The organism is Thermobacillus xylanilyticus (assembly GCF_907165215.1).
Classification (GTDB): domain Bacteria; phylum Bacillota; class Bacilli; order Paenibacillales; family Paenibacillaceae; genus Thermobacillus; species Thermobacillus xylanilyticus.
Genome location: NZ_CAJRAY010000010.1, coordinates 1 through 18,400 on the forward strand (window position 1 = coordinate 1; position 18,400 = coordinate 18,400).

The window sequence follows — 18,400 nt, forward strand, 5'->3', positions numbered from 1 at the left end:
GCCGGCCGCGCCGGCCATCATGCTGGCCGGCGCGGCGCAAGGGGCGGGTTGCTCCTTGTCGATCCGTTATTTGAATTAACGACGCGGGTGGTCAAAAAGTTTCGCTTTCGTCAGGATTCGGCTCCCGAATCCGGCATGAGCGAGATGCTGCGCTGCGGGGTAAAGGTCGAGATCGCGTGCTTGTAAATCATCTGTTGACGGCCTTCGCTCTCGATAACGATCGTGAAGTTGTCGAATGCCCGGACGACGCCCCGGATCTGGAAGCCGTTCGTCAGATAGACCGTTACGGGAACGCTGTCCTTGCGAAGATGATTGAGAAACGTATCCTGAATATTGATGGATTTGCTCATGGGCCGTTACCCCCGTCGAAAAGATTGGTTACATATATATTCGTGCTACGCCTCGAACTTTCCTGTTATTATAGCATGAATGGCTTCCAGATTGGCGATTAAATTTCGTTCATCCGTCACATCCACCCATTCGAGTCCTTTCATCCGCCGGAACCAGGAGAGCTGCCGTTTCGCGTAACGGCGCGTGTCGCGCTTCAGCCGCTCGATTGCTTCTTCCAGCGGCAAACCTTCGGTGAGATGCGGCACGATTTCCTTGTAGCCGATCGCCTGCATCGAAGTCGCTTCCGGCGGCACGCCGCGCCGGAGCAGCCCCCGCACTTCATCGACCAGGCCTTCGCCGATCATCGCGTCGACGCGCCTGTTGATGCGATCATACAGGACGTTCCGGTCCATCGTCAACCCGATCAGGCAGAACGCGTACGGCGATTCCCGGGGCTCCCGGAAGCCGGCGACCTTCCCCGACATCGTCTCCCCCGTCTCCAGCGCGATCTCCAGGGCGCGGATGACGCGCTTCACATCGTTCGGATGAAGGCGCGCCGCGGATTCGGGGTCGACCTCCGCCAGCCGCCTGTGCAACGCTTCGGCGCCGTGCTCCTCGGCATAATGCTTCAGCTCCGAACGGACCCGACTGTCGGACGGCGCCTCCGGGAAATCGAAGCCGTACAGGAGCGACTCGATGTACAGCCCCGTTCCGCCGACGACGAACGGCAGCCGTCCGCGAGCGCCGATCGCTTCGATGCATTCGCGCGCCAGCTTCTGAAACTCGGCCGCGGTGAACGGCTCTTCGGGATCGCGGATGTCGATCAGATGGTGAGGGATGCCTTCCGTCTCATCCGGTTTGATCTTGGCGGTTCCGATGTCCATGCCGCGGTAAACCTGCATCGAGTCGCCCGAAATGATCTCGGCGTTCCATCTGCGCGCGATCTCGAGGCTGTAGCGCGTCTTGCCGACCGCCGTCGGGCCGACGAGGACGAGCAGTCGGGGTTTGCCCGTGCGGGGATCAATGATGTTCAACGCGGATCACCCCGTATGCGACGGCGGACGTTTTTTTCGGCTTCACCCAGGTGAAGCCGAGCCGCTCGAATTCGCCGCTGTCGCGGTTTTCTTTCAGCACGACGACGCGGCGCGCGACGCGCCTTGCCTCGCGCACGGCCTCATGCGAGAGCGGCGCCGGATTGGCGACGCCGCGAAGCGGCTCCATGCTCGACGATTCATACACCGGAATGCGGAACATCGGATCGAAATAGACGATATCGACGCTATTCTTCGGCAAAGATGACAAATACTCGGCATGATCGGCCCGGATCAGTTCGATCCGCCGCAGCGCGGCGTCGGCATCGACCATTCCCGTCCGGTAAGTGCGCAGGCCTTCGCGGACGATCGCGTGCAGCACCGGCTCGCTCTCGAGGGCGACGACGCGGCCCGCTGGACCCGCCGCGAAGGAGAACACGAACGAATCCCCCGCCAGTCCGGCCGTGCAATCCAGGATGCTGTCGCCCGGCCTCACCCCGCTGATCTCCACGAGCGGATCGCGCGCACCTTCGCGCAGCCGCTTGACGCGGACAAGCGCCATGCCCGGGTGGTAGCGCAGCGGCTGATCGCCGTCCGCCGTGTGCAGTCTGAGCCCGTCCGGGCCGGTGACCAGCACCTGCTTCGAATCGTATCGCCTCATGAAAGAAGCCAGCGTCGCGTTGCCGCGCGGCACGTACCGGCCGCCCAGCTCGCGCGCCAGCGCTTTCGCCTGCGCGGTTTCCTCATCCGTCGGCTTCATGCCGGTCGTCACGATCATTACATCACCCGTTTGAACATTTTCTCCAGCTGATAGGTCGAGATATGGACGACGATCGGACGTCCGTGCGGGCAGGTGTACGGCTGGCTGCAGGCGGACAGGCGGGCGATCAGCGCCTCGCCCTCCTCGCGGGTCATCCGGTCGTTCGCCTTGATCGACGCCTTGCAGGCGGTCATGGCCGCCGCCTTCTCCCGCAGCTTGCCGATGTCGATCGATTTCTTCTCCGCAAGAATCCATTCGGCCATCTCCTCGATGATTTCCCGTTCGCTGCCCTGCGGCAGCCATTCGGGATACGCCCGGACGAGGAAGGCGCTACCGCCGAACGGTTCCAGTTCGACGCCGGCCGCGGCGAACGCGTCAAGCCGGCTGCGGATCGCTTCCGCTTCACCGGACGTGAACTCGAGCGTCATCGGCACGAGGAGCGTCTGGCTCAGTTTCGGCGGCTCGGAGAATTTGCGGAGATAGTATTCGTAATTGATCCGCTCGTGCGCCGCGTGCTGGTCGATCAGATACAGGCCGTCCTCGCTCTGGGCGAGGATGTAGGTGCCGTGAAGCTGACCGATCCAGGACATCTCGGGGAAAGCCCGGCGTTCGGAATCGTTGCGCTCGCCGTCCGGCCGGGCGGACGGCGCCCCGGCTGCCGGCCGGACGGCATCTTGCCCGGCGGCCGGATGAGGCTGAACGGCATCCGCCGGTCCGGGCTTCGCGGCCGGATTTGCGGCATCGGGGGCCGGCGCCGCCGCCGGGCCGGCCTCGCCGGAGAATCCGCCGGTATCCGCGGTCGAACGGTCCGCGCCATAGGCCAGACCGGCGGCCGTCTCGCGGATCGCGGCTTCATTCAGCCTGGCGGACGGCCGGTACAGACGATCCGCGGCGTCGCGCGGCACCGCGATTCCGCCGGCGGACGGCGGCTTGACAGCGGGCCGGTCCGGCGGTGCCGGCGGGAACGAAAGCCGTTCCTGGATGACCGCCGGCTTCATCCCGGCGGCGGGCGCCGAAGGAATGTGCGCCGTCCGCCCGAGCGCGCGGCGCAGCACCGATTCGACCAGCTCCTTCAGTTCCGCTTCCTTGCTGAAGCGCACTTCCTGCTTCGCCGGATGGACGTTGACGTCGAGCAGGCCGGGATGCATGCCGACTTCCAGCACGACGAGCGGAAAACGTCCCGTCGGAAGCAGCGTATGATATGCTTCGAGAATCGCCTGCTGGATCGCGAAACTGCGGATGTAGCGGCCGTTCACGATCGTCGTGATGCCGCTCCGGTTCGCCCGGGTCAGCTCCGGCTTCGACAGCCAGCCCTCCAGCCGGTAGTCCGGATGATCGGCGGCGGCCCGCAGCATCTGCCGGGCGGCCGCCGCGCCGTAAATCGCGGCGATCACCTGCAGCCGGTCGCCGCCGCCGGTCGTGCGGAGCAGCGGGTTTCCGTTGTGCGTCAGCGTGAACGCGATGCCGGGATGGGACAGCGCCAGCCGGTTCACGCAATCGGTAATATGGCCGAGCTCGGTCTGAATCGTTTTCATGTATTTCAGTCTGGCCGGCGTGTTGAAAAACAAGTCCCGCACGACGATTTCCGTTCCCTTGGGCGATGCGGCCTGCTCGATCGACCGGACATGGCCGCCTTCGAGGACGATTTTCCGCCCGAGTCCGGAGTCGTCCGCGGCGCTCAGGCAGGAGACGCGCGAGACGGCCGCGATGCTCGGCAGCGCTTCGCCGCGGAAGCCGAGCGTCGCGATGCGGAACAGATCCCGGTCCGTGCGGATTTTGCTCGTCGCATGGCGCTGGAACGCCCGTTCCAGATCGTCCGCCTCGATGCCCGAGCCGTTGTCCCGCACGCGGATGAAGGTCAGGCCCCCCTCTTCGACCGCGATATCGATCTCGGTCGCCCCCGCGTCAATCGCGTTCTCCGCCAACTCCTTCACGACGGACGCCGGACGCTCGACCACTTCGCCCGCGGCGATCCGGTTCGCAAGCTGCTCGTCCATCACCTGAATGATTCCCATTCGGCTCCCCCGCTTTCCGCTGCCTAGTCCCGTCCGATTGCTTTACTGCTCGTTCAGCTTCATTTTCATCTCATGGATCCATTGCATCGCCATGAGCGGCGTCATGTTCATCAGGTCGACCTTGCGCAGCTGCTCCAGCACGTGCGTCTCCGTGGCGCTGCGCTTCGGTTTCGGCGGCGCCGGCGGTTCGGCGAACAGCGCCAGCTGCAGCGGCTCTTCCGCGGCGGCGGCCGCTTCGGGAGCGGCGCCGGCGCTGACGGCCGTTTCGCGCACCGCATCCGCTTCACGCGCCTCCGATGAATCTTGACGTTTTGCTTCGGCGGAATGTTTTTCCAACCGTGCCTGTTCGGCTTCCGCCTGATGCAGCAGCTCGTACGCCCGTTCGATGATCGAATCCGGCAGTCCCGCCAGCTGCGCGCAATAGATGCCGTAGCTTGTCCCCGCCGCGCCCGGCACCAGCTTGCGCAGGAACGTCACGGTGCCCGCCTCTTCCGCGACGGCCATGCAGCCGTTCGACAGGCCGGCGAGCGTCTGTTCGAGTCGAGCCAGTTCGTGGAAATGCGTCGACACCAGCGCCTTGCATCCGATCCGGTCGTGCACGTATTCGATGACGGCCTGGGCGATCGCCATCCCTTCCGACGTCGACGTGCCGCGGCCCAGCTCGTCGATAATGACAAGGCTGCGGCGCGTCGCCCGTTCGGTCATGATCTGGATGTCCCGCATCTCGACCATGAACGTGCTCTGGCCGCCCGCCAGGTCGTCCGCCGCCCCGATCCGCGTGAAGATCCGGTCGGTCAGCGGAATTTCGGCGCGCCGGGCCGGCACGAAGCAGCCGATCTGCGCCATGATGCAGAGGAGCGCCGCCTGGCGCATGTACGTGCTCTTACCGGCCATGTTCGGCCCGGTGATGAGCAGCATCGGCGAATCCGAGGTCAGGCGCGTCCCGTTTGCAATGAACGGCGAATCGCCCGTCATCGTCTCGACGACCGGGTGCCGCCCGTCCTCGATGATGAGGTCGTACCCTTCGGTGATGACGGGACGGACATAGCGCCGCTCCGCGCTGACGGTCGCGAACGACTGCAGCGCGTCGATCGCGGCGATCGCGCCGGCCAGCTTCTGCAGCCGCTCGATCTCCCCGGCGATCCGGTCGCGCAGCTCGACGAATTTCCGGTACTCGAGATCGACCATTTTCTCCTCGGCTTCGAGGATGAGCTGCTCTTTTTCCTTCAGCTCCGGCGTGACAAAACGCTCCGCGTTGGCCAGCGTCTGCTTCCGCTCGTAGCGCCCTTCCGGCAGCAGCGTCAAATTCGCCTTGGACACTTCGATGTAGTAGCCGAACACTTTGTTGTACCCGACTTTAAGCGACTTGATGCCGGTCGCCTCGCGCTCGATGCGCTCGAGTTCGGCCAGCCATTGCTTGCCGTTCACGCTCGCCTCGCGGAGCCTGTCAAGATATTCGTCGCAGCCGCTCTTGATGAGTCCGCCGTCCCGCACCGAAACCGGCGGATCGTCGACGATGATGGCTTCGATCCAGTCCGCGATGTCGGCGCACGTGTCGAGGCTGTCCACCAGCCGGGCAAGCGCCGGAGAACCGGATGAAGCGCAGAGGCTTGCGATGGCCGGCGCCTGGCGGAGCGATGTCTTCAACGCAACCAGATCGCGTCCGTTCGCGCTGCCGAACGCGATCCGGCCGACCAGCCGCTCCAGGTCGTAGATTTCGCCCAGCGCGTTTCTCAGCTCTTCACGCAGCATGAGGTCGGCATGCAGCTTGTCCACCGCATCCAGCCGCTCCTCGATGGCGGCGCGGCTGAGCAGCGGCTTGTCGATCCACCGCCGGAGCATCCGCGCGCCCATCGCCGTGCATGTGCGGTCGAGCAGCCAGAGCAGCGAGCCGCGGCGGCTGCGCTCGTGCACCGTCTCAGTGAGCTCCAGATTGCGGCGCGTATGCTGGTCGAGAATCATGTATTGATTCGCTTCGTATTCGCGGAAGCGCGACAGATGGACGAGCGCCCGGCGCTGCGTCTCTTCGAGATAGCCGGTCAGCACGCCGATCGCCCGGCGTCTGACGGGCGCGAGTCTTGTGAGCGCCTCCGCGCCGAACCGCTCTGCGAGCCGGCCGTCCTCGGCCGCCTCCCTCGCGGTATAGACGATGTTCCGCCCGGCCATCGCCGGGGATTCCTTCAGCTTTGCGAGTATTTGTTCGGTACCGACGATTTCGCGCGGCTGATACACGCCCGTCTCGTCGGCGATTGCTTCGAGCGCTGCCGGAAAAGAAGTCACGTACAGCTCGCCCGTCGACAGGTCGCAGACCGCCAGTCCGCAGATGCCGTCCTCTTCCGCGAGGCCGGCGATGAAGTTGTTGCCCCGCTCTTCGAGCGACCGGGTCTCCATGATCGTGCCGGGCGTCACGATGCGGACGATTTCGCGCCGGACGACACCCTTCGCGGCCTTCGGATCTTCGACCTGTTCGCAGATGGCCACCTTGTAGCCTTTGTCGATCAGCTTCGCGATGTAGCTTTCGGCGGAATGATACGGCACGCCGCACATCGGGATCCGTTCTTCGCCGCCGCCGTCCCGGCCGGTCAGCGTAATTTCCAGTTCCCGCGCGGCCAGTATCGCGTCATCGAAGAACATTTCGTAGAAATCGCCCAGGCGGAAGAAGAGAAATGCATCCTTCACCTGTTCCTTGATCGCCAAATATTGCTGAATCATCGGCGTATATTGAGCCGTCATGCCGCCCCTCCCATGATTACCGGTCCAATCCGGACATCATTGGTCATTATACCAGAAAGCGCCCCGATCGGGGAGCAAACGGCAGCAAGCTGTAAAAGCGCGGCGAACGCTCAGCGGCCGGGCGACGCAGCTGCGCCTGTCGACGGCGGAGGCCAGCGGCTTCCCGTCCTGTCGCCGTCGGCGCCGGTGTTTCCGCCCCCGTCACCGTTCCGCACGGACAGCCCCCATTTCGGCCGGATATCGGCCTCCTCGCGCCACACCGCTTCCCGCTCGAGCGCGGCGAAGAACGGCGCGATCCAGCGCCGATGCGAGGCGTAGCCGGGCACGCGGCGCATCGCGTCGTGCACCCGGCGGGCGATCGCGCGCAGCGCATCCCGGTCGCCTTCGTAATAGGCGCGCCGGCCCGCCTCCGTCTCGCTCGGCAGGCCGGTAAGCGCCGCCAGCAAGGCGGTGTGCCCCGCAGCCAGCAAAGCTGCGGCGAACGCCGCCTGCGCCGCGAGCGGCGAGACGAGCCAGCTCGGCGGCGTCCGGTATTCGAAGCCGTAAGGTTTCGCGCGGAAATCGCCGAGCGCGCCGTACCGCGGCCGGCGCCGCAATGCGCGCGCGTCCTCCGCCGCGGCCAGCGGCAGCGCGACGCAGCTGTCGAGCACGCGCAGCAGCCGGGCGCTCGGCGGAACGTTCAGGTGCAGATGGCCGCCGAGCGCGAAGCCGGGCACCGGCATCCCGCCCGCCAGCCAGCGGAGCGGCCGGCCGGCCTCCGCCGTCATCGCCTCCGCCCGCCGCATCAGCCCGCGGATGCCGCGCATGAGGCCGGCCGGGTCCGGCGCCGGATCGGGTCTAAGCTCCGCCACCGGGCAGCGGAGCCGGCCGCGCACGCGCAGCGCGTCGCTTCCGGCCGCCCCGTCGCGCGGGAAATAGCGCGAAGCGGAGACGACACGGCCGTCCGGGCCGACGAGCAGAAACTCGGGATCAGCGCCGATCAAGAGCTCCCGCCGGCGGCCGGCCTCCGCCTCCGCTTCCTCCGCCAATGCCGCGCGGAACGCCCTCACCGCCTCCGCCCAGAGCGGCAAATCCCGCTCCGCCGGCCCGCCGAACGGTCCGGCCACCCGCACGGCGCCGTCGTCGGCCGCCGCGAGCAGCACCGTGCCGAAGTCGCGGCCGGCCGCGTAAAGCGCCTTGACCGCCGCCGCTTCGAGCCGGCGCCTGAGCGGATGGGGCCCGTTCCAGTCGGCGGGCAGCAGGCCCGACCCCGGGCCGACGCGACGGACCGCAAGCGGCTGCAAATGAAAGACCGGCACTTCGAACAGCCGCACGCCTCCCGCAGCGCCCGCATGCCCGTCCGATCCTTCGGCAGCGGCCTCCCCGCCCGCAACAGAAGGATCGAACCTGACGCCCGCAAGCCGCATCTGCCCGATATCGTCCGGATCCAGCCCGGGACGGCCGTCCATGAGCCAGACGCCGGCGTCGAACCCGCGTTCCGCCGCCGCGCGTTCCCGCCGGGGCCGCCGGAACATGATCACCGCGTCGCCCGCCTTCGGCATGCCGTCACGCCCGCAGCGCGGCAGCTGCAGTTCGGCGGCGATCCGCGCCATGGCCCCGCTTGCCGCCGTTTGCTCATCGATCCACAATCGGCCCGTCACGCCGCATCACCCCCGACCGCCGCAAGGCAAGCACCGCCCATTCGACAAAAAAGAGGGCATACGCCCTCGAATCATTGCACCTGTTCGCATATCCTGCATATGAGAACCGGCCATTGCAGATCCGGAAAACGGCGCGACCCACACGCCAGCCGCCCGCCGGCTTACAGCTCGTCGTCCAAAAGTTCCGGATCCAGATCTTCGTAACCGCCGTCGTCGTAGCCGTCGTAAGCTTTGTCCTCGTCGCCGCAGCCGCCGGGGCACACGGCGACGCACACCTTCGTCTCCGCGATCATTTCGACGGCGAACTCGCGCTCGACGCGCACGACGACATCCGCGCCGCTCGCGGAAATGTTCGCTTCAACGCAGCTCGGCTCCTGCGTCGCGACGGCGGACACTTCCTCCGTCGAAGCCCGGTGTTTCGGGTCGATGTAGGAAAGCGGCACAAGTTCGGAATACGAAATCGTCTCTTTGGCAACGTCCGTCTCGGAGTTGCGGTTGTAGGAATACCAGATGTTGATATCGTAAGTGCCGATGACCTCGATACCGTCGCCCGACCGGACCGCTTCGTATTGATGATTGATGATCCAGGCCCCCAGAATGCTGGTCGGCCGATGGGGCGGCGTGACGGTGTGGGAGACGGTGGAGAACTTACGACCTTTTCCGCAGACAGCCTTCGTGATTATCTCTCTGCACTTCAGCTGTTTATCTGCAATTGCCATGCTGTTTAACCTCCTCCATGCAATCATTCAGTTAAAGTCTATGCAGGACATGGGCGAATGTTGATTGCGCCGCGGCAACTTCATCTTTATGTTTATGCCGCGCAAGGCTTGTGTTAGTATTCGGCTTCTCAGCAAAACGACGCAATTTTCATCCGCCCGTCCCCGCAGTTTTCGGACAAGCCCGCTTCCTCTGGAAAAAGGCCCGCCCGCATGCACAACGCTCAGCTTTCCGCTCACCGGTCTCTGTAACCCGGCGACAGCCGCGCCTCGATCAGCGAGACGAGTCCGTACATGACGGCGGCGACCGCGCCGATCACGATGAGCGATGACAGCACCAGCGTGAAATTGAACACCTGGAATCCGTAGATGATCAGATAGCCGAGTCCGCTTTTTGCCGTCAGAAACTCGCCGACGATGACGCCGACCCACGACAACCCGACATTCACCTTCAGCGTCGAAACGATCGTCGGCAGCGAGCCGGGCAGGACGGCCAGCCGGAACACCTGGCCGCGCGTGCCGCCGAACAGCCTCACCACCTTCAGATAGTTGGCGTCGATTTCCCGGAACCGGCCGTAGATCGTCAGCGTCGTAATGATGATCGTCACCGACACCGCCGTCATGATGATCGACAGATACCCTGGACCGAAGCCGACGATGAAAATCGGACCGAGCGCCACCTTGGGCATGCTGTTCAGCACGACCAGGTACGGATCGAGCACGCGCGAGACGACCGGGAACCACCAGAGCAGCGCCGCCAGGGCGGTTCCGCCCAGCGTGCCGAGCACGAAGCCTGCGGTCGTCTCGGCCACGGTCGTCATCGTATGCGGCAGAAGCGATCCGGAGGCGGCGAGCTCCCCGAGCATCCTCGCGATTTTGCCCGGGTAGCTGAACAGCAGCTCGTCGATCCAGCCGGAACGAACGGCCGTCTCCCACAGGATGATGAAGGCGGCGAACAGCGCAATCTGCAAAATCCGGACAAGCAGCGTGATTCGCGCGGCCCGCGAACGGTACTTATGCTCAAGCTCGCGAATCCAGCTGTGTTCCCGCTCCTCGGGCATGGCCCGGACCCCCTCCCTCCGAATCCTGAATCATCCCCCGCAGACGGTGGAACAGCGGCCCGAATTCCGGTTCCCACCGCGCTTCGGACGGCTGTCTCGCGCGGATCGAAGCCGGCACGTCCAGCACGGTCCGGATGCGGCCGGGCGATGCGTCCAGAATGACGACGCGGTCGCTCATCGCGGCCGCCTCTTCCAGATCGTGCGTCACCAGCACGGCCGTCACGCCGCGCGCGCGCACCGTCTCCCATACGAGATCTTCAAGCTGCAAACGAATGAGCAGATCGAGCGCCGAGAACGGTTCGTCGAGCAGCAGCACATCCGGCTCCCGCGCCAGCGTCCGCACGAGCGCGGCGCGCTGGCGCATCCCGCCGGACAGCTCGTGCGGAAAGCGGCGCGCGGCCCCGGCCAGGCCGAATTCGGCGAGCAGCCGGTCGACGCGCCGCTCGGCTTCCGGACCGCGCGTGCCCGCGATTTCGAACCCGATCAGCGCGTTGTCGCGGATGTTCCGCCACGGGAACAGATAATCCTGCTGGAGCATGTAGCCGATGCGCGGGTTCGGGCCGCTCACCTTCTCGCCCGCCAGTTCGACGGTTCCCCGCGAAGGCTTGATGAGGCCGGCCAACAGATTGAGGATTGTCGTCTTGCCGCAGCCGCTCGGTCCGACCAGGCTGACGAATTCGCCGGCGGCGACGTCAAGATTCAGCCCGTCCACGGCCAGCGCCGCGCCCCCGGGACCGACGTAAGCGTGCGATACGCCGGACAGCCGAAGCATGACGTCCATCCGCATCCCTCCTCCGCATGCGCCATCAGGCTGACGCGCGTTTCATCAGCGCAGCGCCTGCTCCGCGAACGTGTTGTCGACGATCGCTTCACGCGGCGTCCGCTCCGTGATCTCGCCGGCCTGCTCCATGATGTCCAGCAGATTGTTCCATTCTTCCTCGTCGATCACGCCGCCGACGGCGTACGATTGCTGCGCCTTGTACCGCTCGATGACGCGGACGGCAATGTCCCGGTCCGTGCCTTGGAAAAACTCGAGCACCGCATCCGCAATTTCGCCGGCCGGATGGTCTTCGACCCACCGCTGCGCCTTCGTGACCGCGTTCGTGAACCGCTGGACGATTTCTTTGTTTTTCTCGATGTAGCTTCGCTTCGCCATGAACACCGTGTACGGCAGCCGGCCGCTCTCAACCCCGAACGACGCGAGGACGTAGCCTTTGCCTTCCTTCTCGAAGATCGACGCCTGCGGTTCGAACAGTTGGACATATTCGCCCGTTCCCGATGCGAATGCCGCCGGAATATTGGCAAAATCGACGTTCTGGATCAGCTCCAGGTCTTCATGGGGATCGATGCCGTGCTTCCGCAGCGTGAATTCGCCCGCCATCTGCGGCATGCCGCCCTTGCGCTGGCCGAGGAACACCGACCCTCTCAGATCGTCCCAGTCGAACGATTCCTTCTTCTCGCGGGCGACGAGGAACGTGCCGTCGGTCTGCGTCAGCTGGGCGAAATTGATGACCGGATCATCCGCGCCCTGCTGATAGACATAGATCGACGTTTCCGAACCGACCAGCGCAATGTCGATGCCGCCCGACAAGAGAGCCGTCATCGTCTTGTCGCCGCCGGCCGTCGTCTGGAGGTCGACCTGAAGTCCCTCATCCGCAAAAAAGCCCTGGCTCAGCGCGACATATAAGGGGGCGTAAAAAAGCGAGCGCGTCACCTCGCCCACTTTCACTTTCGCCGCCTCTTTCGAACCGCCGCCGCAGCCCGCCAGCAGCGCGGCGATCAGCGCGGCCGCGAGTAGCCATCCGTATCGCGATCGCTTGTGCATGCACTTTCACCGCCTTTTTCTACCGGGTTGAATCGGGTGTGTTACAGCCTATTCTCGGGGCAGGCGGTTGGTGTATGGCGGCGGGCGCCCAAGTACGAAAAACCCGGCCGGTCCGCCACGCATGGCGTTCCGGCCGGGTCTTGCGCCCGGGATTACCGCCGGTAGATATCGCGGTATTTTTCCTCCAGGTAATCGGTCAGGTAGGACGGATTCAGCGGTTCGCCGGTTACGCGCCGCACGATCTCGCCCGGCGTCTCCAGCTTGCCGTACCGGTAGATGCGCTCCGTCAGCCAGTCCTTGATCGGGATCAGGCGGCCGGAGCCGACCCGCTCCCACATGTCCGGCATTTCCCGCTCCATGGCGGCGGCGAACTGCGCGGCGTACATGTTGCCGAGCGCATAAGACGGGAAGTAGCCGAACGCGCCGCCGGACCAGTGGACATCCTGCAGCACCCCTTCCGCGTCGTTCTTCGGCTCGACGCCGAGGTACTCCTTGTACTTCGCGTTCCAGATCTCCGGCAGATCCGCCGCTTTGGCGCCCCCGTCGAAAATCATTTTCTCGATCTCGTAACGGATGATGATGTGGAGGTTGTACGTCAGCTCGTCGGCTTCGATCCGGATCAGCGAAGGTTCGACGATGTTGATCGCCCGGTAGAACGATTCCGCATCCGTATTCAGCCGGCCCGGAAAATGGCTTTGCAGCTCGCCGAAATAGCGCTGCCAGAACGGACGGCTGCGGCCGATGATGTTCTCCCAGAACCGCGATTGCGACTCGTGGATGCCCATCGACGTGCCGGTATGCAGCGTCGTGCCGGCAAGCTCGCTGCCGATGTTCTGCTCATACAGCGCGTGGCCGCCTTCATGGATGGTGCCGAACAGGGCGCTTGCCACATCGTCCTTGAGATAGCGCGTCGTGATGCGGACGTCGCCGGGACCCAGGCCCGTCGCGAACGGGTGGACGCTTTCGTCCAGCCGGCCGGCGTCGAAATCAAAGCCCATTTCCTTCAGAATGAACAGACTGAACCGGCGCTGCGCTTCCGGCTCGAACGTGCCGGCGAGGACCGAACGGTCCGGCTGCGCGGGCGATTCGGCGATCGCGGCTGCGAGCGGAACGAGCTTCTCCCTAAGGCCCCCGAACAGCCGGTCGAGTTCGGCGGTCGTCATGCCCGGCTCATACTGGTCGAGCAGCGTGTCGTAGCGCGTCCCCTTCACGCCCCACAGATCGATGAACCGGTTCGTATACTCGATGATCCGCTCGAGATACGGCCGGAAGCCGGCGTAGTCGTTGTCCGCCTTCGCCTGCTCCCAGAACGCTTCCGCCTGCGACGTCAGCACGACGTATTCCTGATACAGCTCCGGCGGAATGCGCCGGTTCCGCTCGTATTCCTTCGCCGTCTCGTCGACCAGCCTCCGGTCGATCCGGGACAGGTTCCCGTACGCATCGGGCTCCCGGAGACGCGCCAGCAGTTCGCCCATCTCATCGGATACGGCCAGTCTGAACGACTCGGCCGACAGGACGCCGACCGCCTCCGAACGCCCGTCGATGCCGCGCTTCGGCGCGCCGGTCCGCATGTCCCAATACGCGAGCCCGATCACTTCCTCGTAGCTTTTGATCTTCTTGATCAGCTCGCGGAATTTCGCGAGCGCTTCCGCCTTCTCCATGCATCCAACCGCCTTTCCAGCAATTTGGCTCTCCACTTGATGATACGTCCGCGCGCACCGTATAATCAACTTTGACTTGCGGCGGCCCAGGGCCGCGAAAGGAGAATCGCGATGCGCATTGACATGACGCCGGAAGCTGCCGCCCGGCTTGCCGCCATGCCGGGCGTCGGACGGCGGCTCAGGCTGATCTATGATGCGGAAGGCTGCGGCTGCGCCGTCAGCGGCGTCCCCGCTCTGCACGCGTTGGATGAACCGGCGCCCGGGGATGCGGAGGCGGAGACGAACGGATCGTTCGAGATCGGGTATGACCCGCGGCATGAGGTGTTTTTCGAAGACCGTCTGGTCATCGACCTCGCGCCGGACGGCGGCGGTCTGATGCTGCGCGGCGCGGGACAAATCTATACGACGCATCTCAGGGTCATCACGGCCCGCAGTTCAGGAGGGTGATCATGAACCGGCTGGAATCCATATTGGAACATAACCGAAAGTTTGTCGAAAACCGCGAGTATGAAACGTACATGACGGATCGCTTTCCCGACAAGAAAATGGTCGTCGTCACCTGCATGGACACGCGGCTGACGGAACTGCTGCCGCGGGCGATGAACCTGCGCAACGGTGATGCGAAGATCATCAAGAACGCCGGCGGCATCGTCACGCAGCCGTTCGGCAATATCATGCGGAGCATCCTGATCGCGCTGTATGAATTGAAGGCGACCGAAGTGTTCATCGTCGGACATCACGAATGCGGCATGACCGGTCTCAATCCGGATGTCGTGCTGGAGCACATGCGCGAGCGCGGCATCGCCGATTCGACGATCGAGATGCTGACGAACGCGGGCTTTCAGCTTGACCGGTGGCTGACCGGGTTCGACAACGTGCGCGACAGCGTCGAGAAAAGCGTCCGCATCGTCAGCCGCCACCCCTTGCTGCCGCCGGGCACCTATGTGCATGGCCTGATCGTGCACCCCGTCACCGGCAAGCTCGACCTCGTCGTGGACGGCTACACCGGACAAGCCGTGTGAGCGCTGCGGGATTCCGGCGCTACGGATCGCGCCGCCGCGCAGCCGTCCGCTCGGCCGCTGCCCTCGCCCGCGCTTCAATGACGTCCGACCGGTCGCGCAGCGCGTGCCGCCGGACGATGCTCTCCTCGAGCGGATCGTCCGCTCCCCAGGCAAAACCTTGCCGGCGAGCCCGTTCCTGCAGCAGCTTGAGCAGTTCGCCGTCCCGGATCGGCAGATTGACCGCCCGGTAAACGGCTTCTCTCCCCGCCGCTTCGAGCCGGCGCGCCGATTCGGCTGCGATTTCTTGCACCGCCGCGCCGTCCAGTCCGAGCCGGTCGAGCGTCTCCGGGCGGAGCCGCGCCGCCGCGCCGCGGTACATTTTCACCGCGCCCGCCGCATTGCCGCGTCGATGATGGTACAGCGCCACCGCGAGCTGGATCAGTCCGACCCAGACGTCGCGGTCCGGATCCCGGAGCGGCAGCGATTTCCAGTATTCCTCCAATCGTTCATGGCATTCGAAGTAATCGCGCGTCGCGTGAAACTCGAACAGATAATCCACATACGGTTCCGGATACGCGGACATGCCCGTTCACCTGCCAGCCTGCCTGTTCTTGTAACGGCATTTTCTTAAACAACTTTCTTGAAACCGGGACCCGACCCGGACGTATAAGTTGATGATACCAGAAGACAGAACATAGTGGGAGGCAAGTCATACCATGAAGTCATCGACCTGGACGAAAGCGCTTCTGCTGCTCACCGTCTTCACCGTGTTCTTCGTGACGGTCGCCGAACCGGCCGATGCGCGCCGCGGCCGCTTTACCGCACCGAGGCAGACGTTCAAGGAGCAGCCGAAGAAAATTCAGGACAACAACGTCAGCAAAACCGATCGGACGGCTGCCAGCCCGACCAGCAAGGCGGGCGCGGGTACGACCGGCACCGCCGGCACGCAGCGCGGCTTCTTCGGCGGCGGCAGCTTCATGAAAGGCCTGATGATCGGCGGCCTCGCCGGCCTTCTGTTCGGCAGCATGTTCGCCGGCATGGGCTTCTTCGGCGAACTGCTCGGCCTGATGATCAATGTGCTCGCCATCTATTTCCTGTTCGTGCTGATCCGCGCCGTTTACCGGTATTTCCGCGACCGCAGACCGCCGCGTGAATCGAGGAGACCGTACTGACGCATGCGGCTGTCGATGGACGAGATCGTCAACGCGGTCTGCCTTCATTTCGCCGAACGGAAAGGCGTGAAGCCGACCGACGTTGAAGTGCAGCTTCAATGGGATGAGGATTACGGCTACACGGCCGAAGTCTGGGTGCTCGGCCGCAGCCAGTACATCGTCGAAGCGAATCTGCTCGAAGCAATCGAGCGGTATATGTTCACCGAATACGGCAGACGGGTGTTCCGCGAACAGATCCGGCTCGGGCTGGATGACGAGATCTGGGCGGACATTGCGGATTAAAGGCGGGTTCAGCCTGCTTATGCAGGGCGGCCGTCCGGCTCATCAGCGAATGGGCCGGGCGGTTTTTATTTTGAGTACGGGGCTCCGGAAGTGCCGGTATGTATTTACGTTTATTTTTTTGGACGCCATGGAAACTTTGCCAAGCAACCTTCCTCCATCTTCTGCGTTAAACTAATAGATTCACAGATTGCCAGAGGAAGGATGTTGAGTCCCGAATGGAACTTCGCGCCCTACGGGCGGTTCTCGCGCTGCTGATCGTCTCCGCGCTCGGACTGCAGACGGCATCCGCGGCGAACGCCGCGGCGGACCACGCCCGCATCACGAAGTACCGCGTCTATCAGAACGACAAGCCGCTCAAAGAATTTGCCACGGATTCGCAGGCCATCGCCTACGCGAAGCAGTTCGCGTACAGCCGCGTCGAGAAGATTGCCGACCGCGCCTGGGTGTGGCACAACTACCCGCGCTATGCGGTGTATGTCGACGGCGTCCTGGCGCCGAACATGCTGTTCCGTACATATGCCGAAGCGAAAAAGGCCGCGGACGGCAAGATCAACGTCGCGATCCGCGATCTCGAACAGCCCGGCTGGGTCTACGCGAATTTCGCGCGCTACCGGTTGTACCAGGGACACAAAACTCTCCCCTCCTGGTCGTTCGCCACGCTGGCGGAGGCGAAAGCCGTCGCGAAATATTATCGGAACATGCATGTCATCGATCTGGCGACGAATTCATGGATCTGGGACAATCTTACGGATGAAGAGGAGGCGGCGGAACGGGAAAAAGCGCCCGCCTATGCCGTCCTCGTCAATGGCGAACCCGGCGAGAATCGCTACGGCTATCTGCGCGACGCCATTCAGGCGGCGGCCGGCATCGCGGGCAGCGAAGTCATCCATCTGGACACGGGAACGGTCGTCCATTCGAACGTCCCGCCGTTCGCCGTCTTCCAGAACGGCAAGGAACGGAAAAGGTTCTTCGGCCTCGACAACGCCGTCGCCTACGCGAAGGGATTGGCCGGAGCGGAGATCATCCGGGACGGCAAGGTGCTCTGGACGAACATCCCGTATTACCGCGTCTACCAGGGCGACCGCGAAGTCCGGCAGTTCCATGCGCTGAAAAGCGCGATCACCGCCGCATCGGGCCTCGCGAACGCCTCCATCCGCACGGAGGACGGACGGGTGCTCTGGAGCAACGCGAGCCGGCTGCTCTACCTCGGCTGGAACGGTTCATCGAGCACGGGCACGATTCTGAGCCAGATTGCGAACACGCAGGGGCTCGACATCGACTCGCCCACCTGGTTCCAGCTCGCGTCGGCGGACGGCACGCTGGAGGACAAGTCGGATCCGGCGCTTGCGAAGGAATTGAAGGCCCGCGGCATCAAGGTCATGCCGCTCGTGAACAACCAGTTCGACCGGCGGATGACCAGCGCGTTTCTCGCCGACGAAGCGGCGCAGAAGCGGTTCATTGACGCCCTCGTGAACCGGCTGGCCGAGCTCGGCGTCTACGGCGTCAATCTCGATTTCGAGGAAGTAGCCGGAACGGACCGGAACCGTTATACCGCCTTCGTGCGGAAGCTGGCGGACGCCGTCCATGCCCGCGGCATGAAAATATCCATTGACCTGATCCGCGGCGACAAAGCCTGGAATCACCAGACCGCTTACGATCATGAGAAAATTGCGGAAGCCGTCGACTACATCATGATCATGGCCTACGACCAGTACTGGAGCGGCAGCACGAAGCCCGGCTCCGTATCCGGTCTGGCCTGGACGGAGCAAGGCATCATCGATTTTCTGTCCTACGGCATTCCCCGCTCGAAACTGTTCCTCGGCGTGCCGTTCTATGTGCGGGAATGGAAAGTCGACGCTTCCGGCAATGTGCTCGGCTCGCGGGCGGTGCTGATGAAGGACATCCCCGCCCTGCTGAATGAGGTCGAGGAGACGGCGGTTTACGACCCGACGTTCGGTCAGACGAAAGTGACGTATGTCAAGGACGGTCAGACCTATGTGTTCTGGATGGAGACGGAGCAGACGATCAAGGCGAGGATCGAACTGGCGAAGAAGTACGATCTGGCCGGCGTCGCCGTCTGGCGGCTCGGCTACGAACCGGCGGATTTGTGGACCATGATGCTCAGAATGAAATAACGGAAAGGCGGACGCCGCGGGTTGCGGCGTCCGCCTTC

17 protein-coding genes are annotated in these 18,400 nt (G+C 64.2%); 5 read left to right on the plus strand and 12 right to left on the minus strand.

Annotated features, from left to right (window positions below):
- Positions 1–110: 110 nt before the first annotated feature.
- From hfq to KJQ12_RS02420, 11 genes are all read right to left on the minus strand, one after another.
- Positions 111–350 carry an RNA chaperone Hfq gene (gene hfq, locus KJQ12_RS02370; protein ID WP_015254640.1) on the minus strand — a complete coding sequence of 80 codons (240 nt, stop codon included), beginning with the start codon at positions 348–350 and terminating at the stop codon, positions 111–113.
- A 45-nt stretch (positions 351–395) separates the two neighbouring features.
- Positions 396–1,364 (minus strand): tRNA (adenosine(37)-N6)-dimethylallyltransferase MiaA, encoded by a 969-nt coding sequence (gene miaA / locus KJQ12_RS02375; protein ID WP_213483320.1) that lies wholly within the window; start codon positions 1,362–1,364, stop codon positions 396–398.
- Positions 1,351–2,139: a class I SAM-dependent methyltransferase gene (locus KJQ12_RS02380; protein ID WP_213483321.1), complete on the minus strand. Its 789-nt coding sequence runs from the start codon at positions 2,137–2,139 to the stop codon at positions 1,351–1,353. Before KJQ12_RS02380 ends, miaA begins: the two co-directional genes overlap by 14 nt.
- Positions 2,139–4,136, minus strand: coding sequence for a DNA mismatch repair endonuclease MutL (mutL, locus tag KJQ12_RS02385; protein ID WP_213483322.1), 1,998 nt, complete (start codon positions 4,134–4,136; stop codon positions 2,139–2,141). The genes KJQ12_RS02380 and mutL overlap by 1 nt, the downstream gene beginning before the upstream one ends.
- Before the next feature lie 42 nt (positions 4,137–4,178).
- Positions 4,179–6,869, minus strand: coding sequence for a DNA mismatch repair protein MutS (gene mutS / locus KJQ12_RS02390; RefSeq protein ID WP_213483323.1), 2,691 nt, complete (start codon positions 6,867–6,869; stop codon positions 4,179–4,181).
- Positions 6,870–6,979: 110 nt separating this feature from the next.
- On the minus strand, positions 6,980–8,509 hold the full coding sequence (locus KJQ12_RS02395) for a putative amidoligase domain-containing protein (protein ID WP_244860374.1): 1,530 nt from the start codon (positions 8,507–8,509) through the stop codon (positions 6,980–6,982).
- A 161-nt stretch (positions 8,510–8,670) separates the two neighbouring features.
- Complete coding sequence (locus KJQ12_RS02400; RefSeq protein WP_015254646.1) at positions 8,671–9,228, minus strand: outer spore coat protein CotE; 558 nt, start codon at positions 9,226–9,228, stop codon at positions 8,671–8,673.
- A gap of 233 nt (positions 9,229–9,461) precedes the next feature.
- Complete coding sequence (locus KJQ12_RS02405) at positions 9,462–10,286, minus strand: ABC transporter permease (protein ID WP_015254647.1); 825 nt, start codon at positions 10,284–10,286, stop codon at positions 9,462–9,464.
- Entirely contained in the window at positions 10,246–11,067 is an 822-nt protein-coding gene (locus KJQ12_RS02410) for an ABC transporter ATP-binding protein (RefSeq protein WP_213483324.1), read from the minus strand. The genes KJQ12_RS02405 and KJQ12_RS02410 overlap by 41 nt, the downstream gene beginning before the upstream one ends.
- A gap of 45 nt (positions 11,068–11,112) precedes the next feature.
- Entirely contained in the window at positions 11,113–12,111 is a 999-nt protein-coding gene (locus tag KJQ12_RS02415; RefSeq protein ID WP_213483325.1) for an ABC transporter substrate-binding protein, read from the minus strand.
- Positions 12,112–12,263: 152 nt separating this feature from the next.
- Positions 12,264–13,772, minus strand: coding sequence for a carboxypeptidase M32 (locus KJQ12_RS02420; protein ID WP_213483326.1), 1,509 nt, complete (start codon positions 13,770–13,772; stop codon positions 12,264–12,266).
- Positions 13,773–13,883: 111 nt separating this feature from the next.
- On the opposite strand from KJQ12_RS02420, the gene KJQ12_RS02425 reads away from it, so the two are divergent.
- Together KJQ12_RS02425 and KJQ12_RS02430 are read left to right on the plus strand one after the other, a co-directional pair.
- Positions 13,884–14,219 (plus strand): iron-sulfur cluster biosynthesis family protein, encoded by a 336-nt coding sequence (locus tag KJQ12_RS02425; protein WP_015254651.1) that lies wholly within the window; start codon positions 13,884–13,886, stop codon positions 14,217–14,219.
- A 2-nt stretch (positions 14,220–14,221) separates the two neighbouring features.
- On the plus strand, positions 14,222–14,794 hold the full coding sequence (locus tag KJQ12_RS02430; protein ID WP_213483327.1) for a beta-class carbonic anhydrase: 573 nt from the start codon (positions 14,222–14,224) through the stop codon (positions 14,792–14,794).
- Positions 14,795–14,813: 19 nt separating this feature from the next.
- Here the strand turns inward: KJQ12_RS02430 and KJQ12_RS02435 are convergent, their stop codons facing one another.
- Positions 14,814–15,356 (minus strand): DUF309 domain-containing protein, encoded by a 543-nt coding sequence (locus KJQ12_RS02435; protein WP_213483328.1) that lies wholly within the window; start codon positions 15,354–15,356, stop codon positions 14,814–14,816.
- 133 nt (positions 15,357–15,489) lie between these two features.
- On the opposite strand from KJQ12_RS02435, the gene KJQ12_RS02440 reads away from it, so the two are divergent.
- The 3 genes from KJQ12_RS02440 to KJQ12_RS02450 all read left to right on the plus strand — a co-directional run bounded on the left by KJQ12_RS02440 (position 15,490) and on the right by KJQ12_RS02450 (position 18,362).
- A complete protein-coding gene (locus KJQ12_RS02440) occupies positions 15,490–15,945 on the plus strand; it encodes a hypothetical protein (protein ID WP_213483329.1) in 456 nt (151 codons plus the stop codon).
- 3 nt (positions 15,946–15,948) lie between these two features.
- A complete protein-coding gene (locus KJQ12_RS02445; RefSeq protein ID WP_213483330.1) occupies positions 15,949–16,227 on the plus strand; it encodes a YxcD family protein in 279 nt (92 codons plus the stop codon).
- A gap of 215 nt (positions 16,228–16,442) precedes the next feature.
- Positions 16,443–18,362, plus strand: a complete 1,920-nt coding sequence (locus KJQ12_RS02450; RefSeq protein WP_213483331.1) for a glycosyl hydrolase family 18 protein — start codon at positions 16,443–16,445, stop codon at positions 18,360–18,362.
- Positions 18,363–18,400: the final 38 nt, after the last annotated feature.

Excerpts from the sequence above, each read along its gene's own strand:
- hfq (WP_015254640.1), bottom strand. The coding sequence starts at position 350 with ATGAGCAAATCCATCAATATTCAGGATACGTTTCTCAATCATCTTCGC.
- KJQ12_RS02380 (WP_213483321.1), bottom strand. The coding sequence starts at position 2,139 with ATGATCGTGACGACCGGCATGAAGCCGACGGATGAGGAAACCGCGCAG.
- mutL (WP_213483322.1), bottom strand. The coding sequence starts at position 4,136 with ATGGGAATCATTCAGGTGATGGACGAGCAGCTTGCGAACCGGATCGCC.
- mutS (WP_213483323.1), bottom strand. The coding sequence starts at position 6,869 with ATGACGGCTCAATATACGCCGATGATTCAGCAATATTTGGCGATCAAG.
- KJQ12_RS02400 (WP_015254646.1), bottom strand. The coding sequence starts at position 9,228 with ATGGCAATTGCAGATAAACAGCTGAAGTGCAGAGAGATAATCACGAAG.
- KJQ12_RS02405 (WP_015254647.1), bottom strand. The coding sequence starts at position 10,286 with ATGCCCGAGGAGCGGGAACACAGCTGGATTCGCGAGCTTGAGCATAAG.
- KJQ12_RS02410 (WP_213483324.1), bottom strand. The coding sequence starts at position 11,067 with ATGGACGTCATGCTTCGGCTGTCCGGCGTATCGCACGCTTACGTCGGT.
- KJQ12_RS02415 (WP_213483325.1), bottom strand. The coding sequence starts at position 12,111 with ATGCACAAGCGATCGCGATACGGATGGCTACTCGCGGCCGCGCTGATC.
- KJQ12_RS02420 (WP_213483326.1), bottom strand. The coding sequence starts at position 13,772 with ATGGAGAAGGCGGAAGCGCTCGCGAAATTCCGCGAGCTGATCAAGAAG.
- KJQ12_RS02425 (WP_015254651.1), top strand. The coding sequence starts at position 13,884 with ATGCGCATTGACATGACGCCGGAAGCTGCCGCCCGGCTTGCCGCCATG.
- KJQ12_RS02430 (WP_213483327.1), top strand. The coding sequence starts at position 14,222 with ATGAACCGGCTGGAATCCATATTGGAACATAACCGAAAGTTTGTCGAA.
- KJQ12_RS02435 (WP_213483328.1), bottom strand. The coding sequence starts at position 15,356 with ATGTCCGCGTATCCGGAACCGTATGTGGATTATCTGTTCGAGTTTCAC.
- KJQ12_RS02440 (WP_213483329.1), top strand. The coding sequence starts at position 15,490 with ATGAAGTCATCGACCTGGACGAAAGCGCTTCTGCTGCTCACCGTCTTC.
- KJQ12_RS02445 (WP_213483330.1), top strand. The coding sequence starts at position 15,949 with ATGCGGCTGTCGATGGACGAGATCGTCAACGCGGTCTGCCTTCATTTC.
- KJQ12_RS02450 (WP_213483331.1), top strand. The coding sequence starts at position 16,443 with ATGGAACTTCGCGCCCTACGGGCGGTTCTCGCGCTGCTGATCGTCTCC.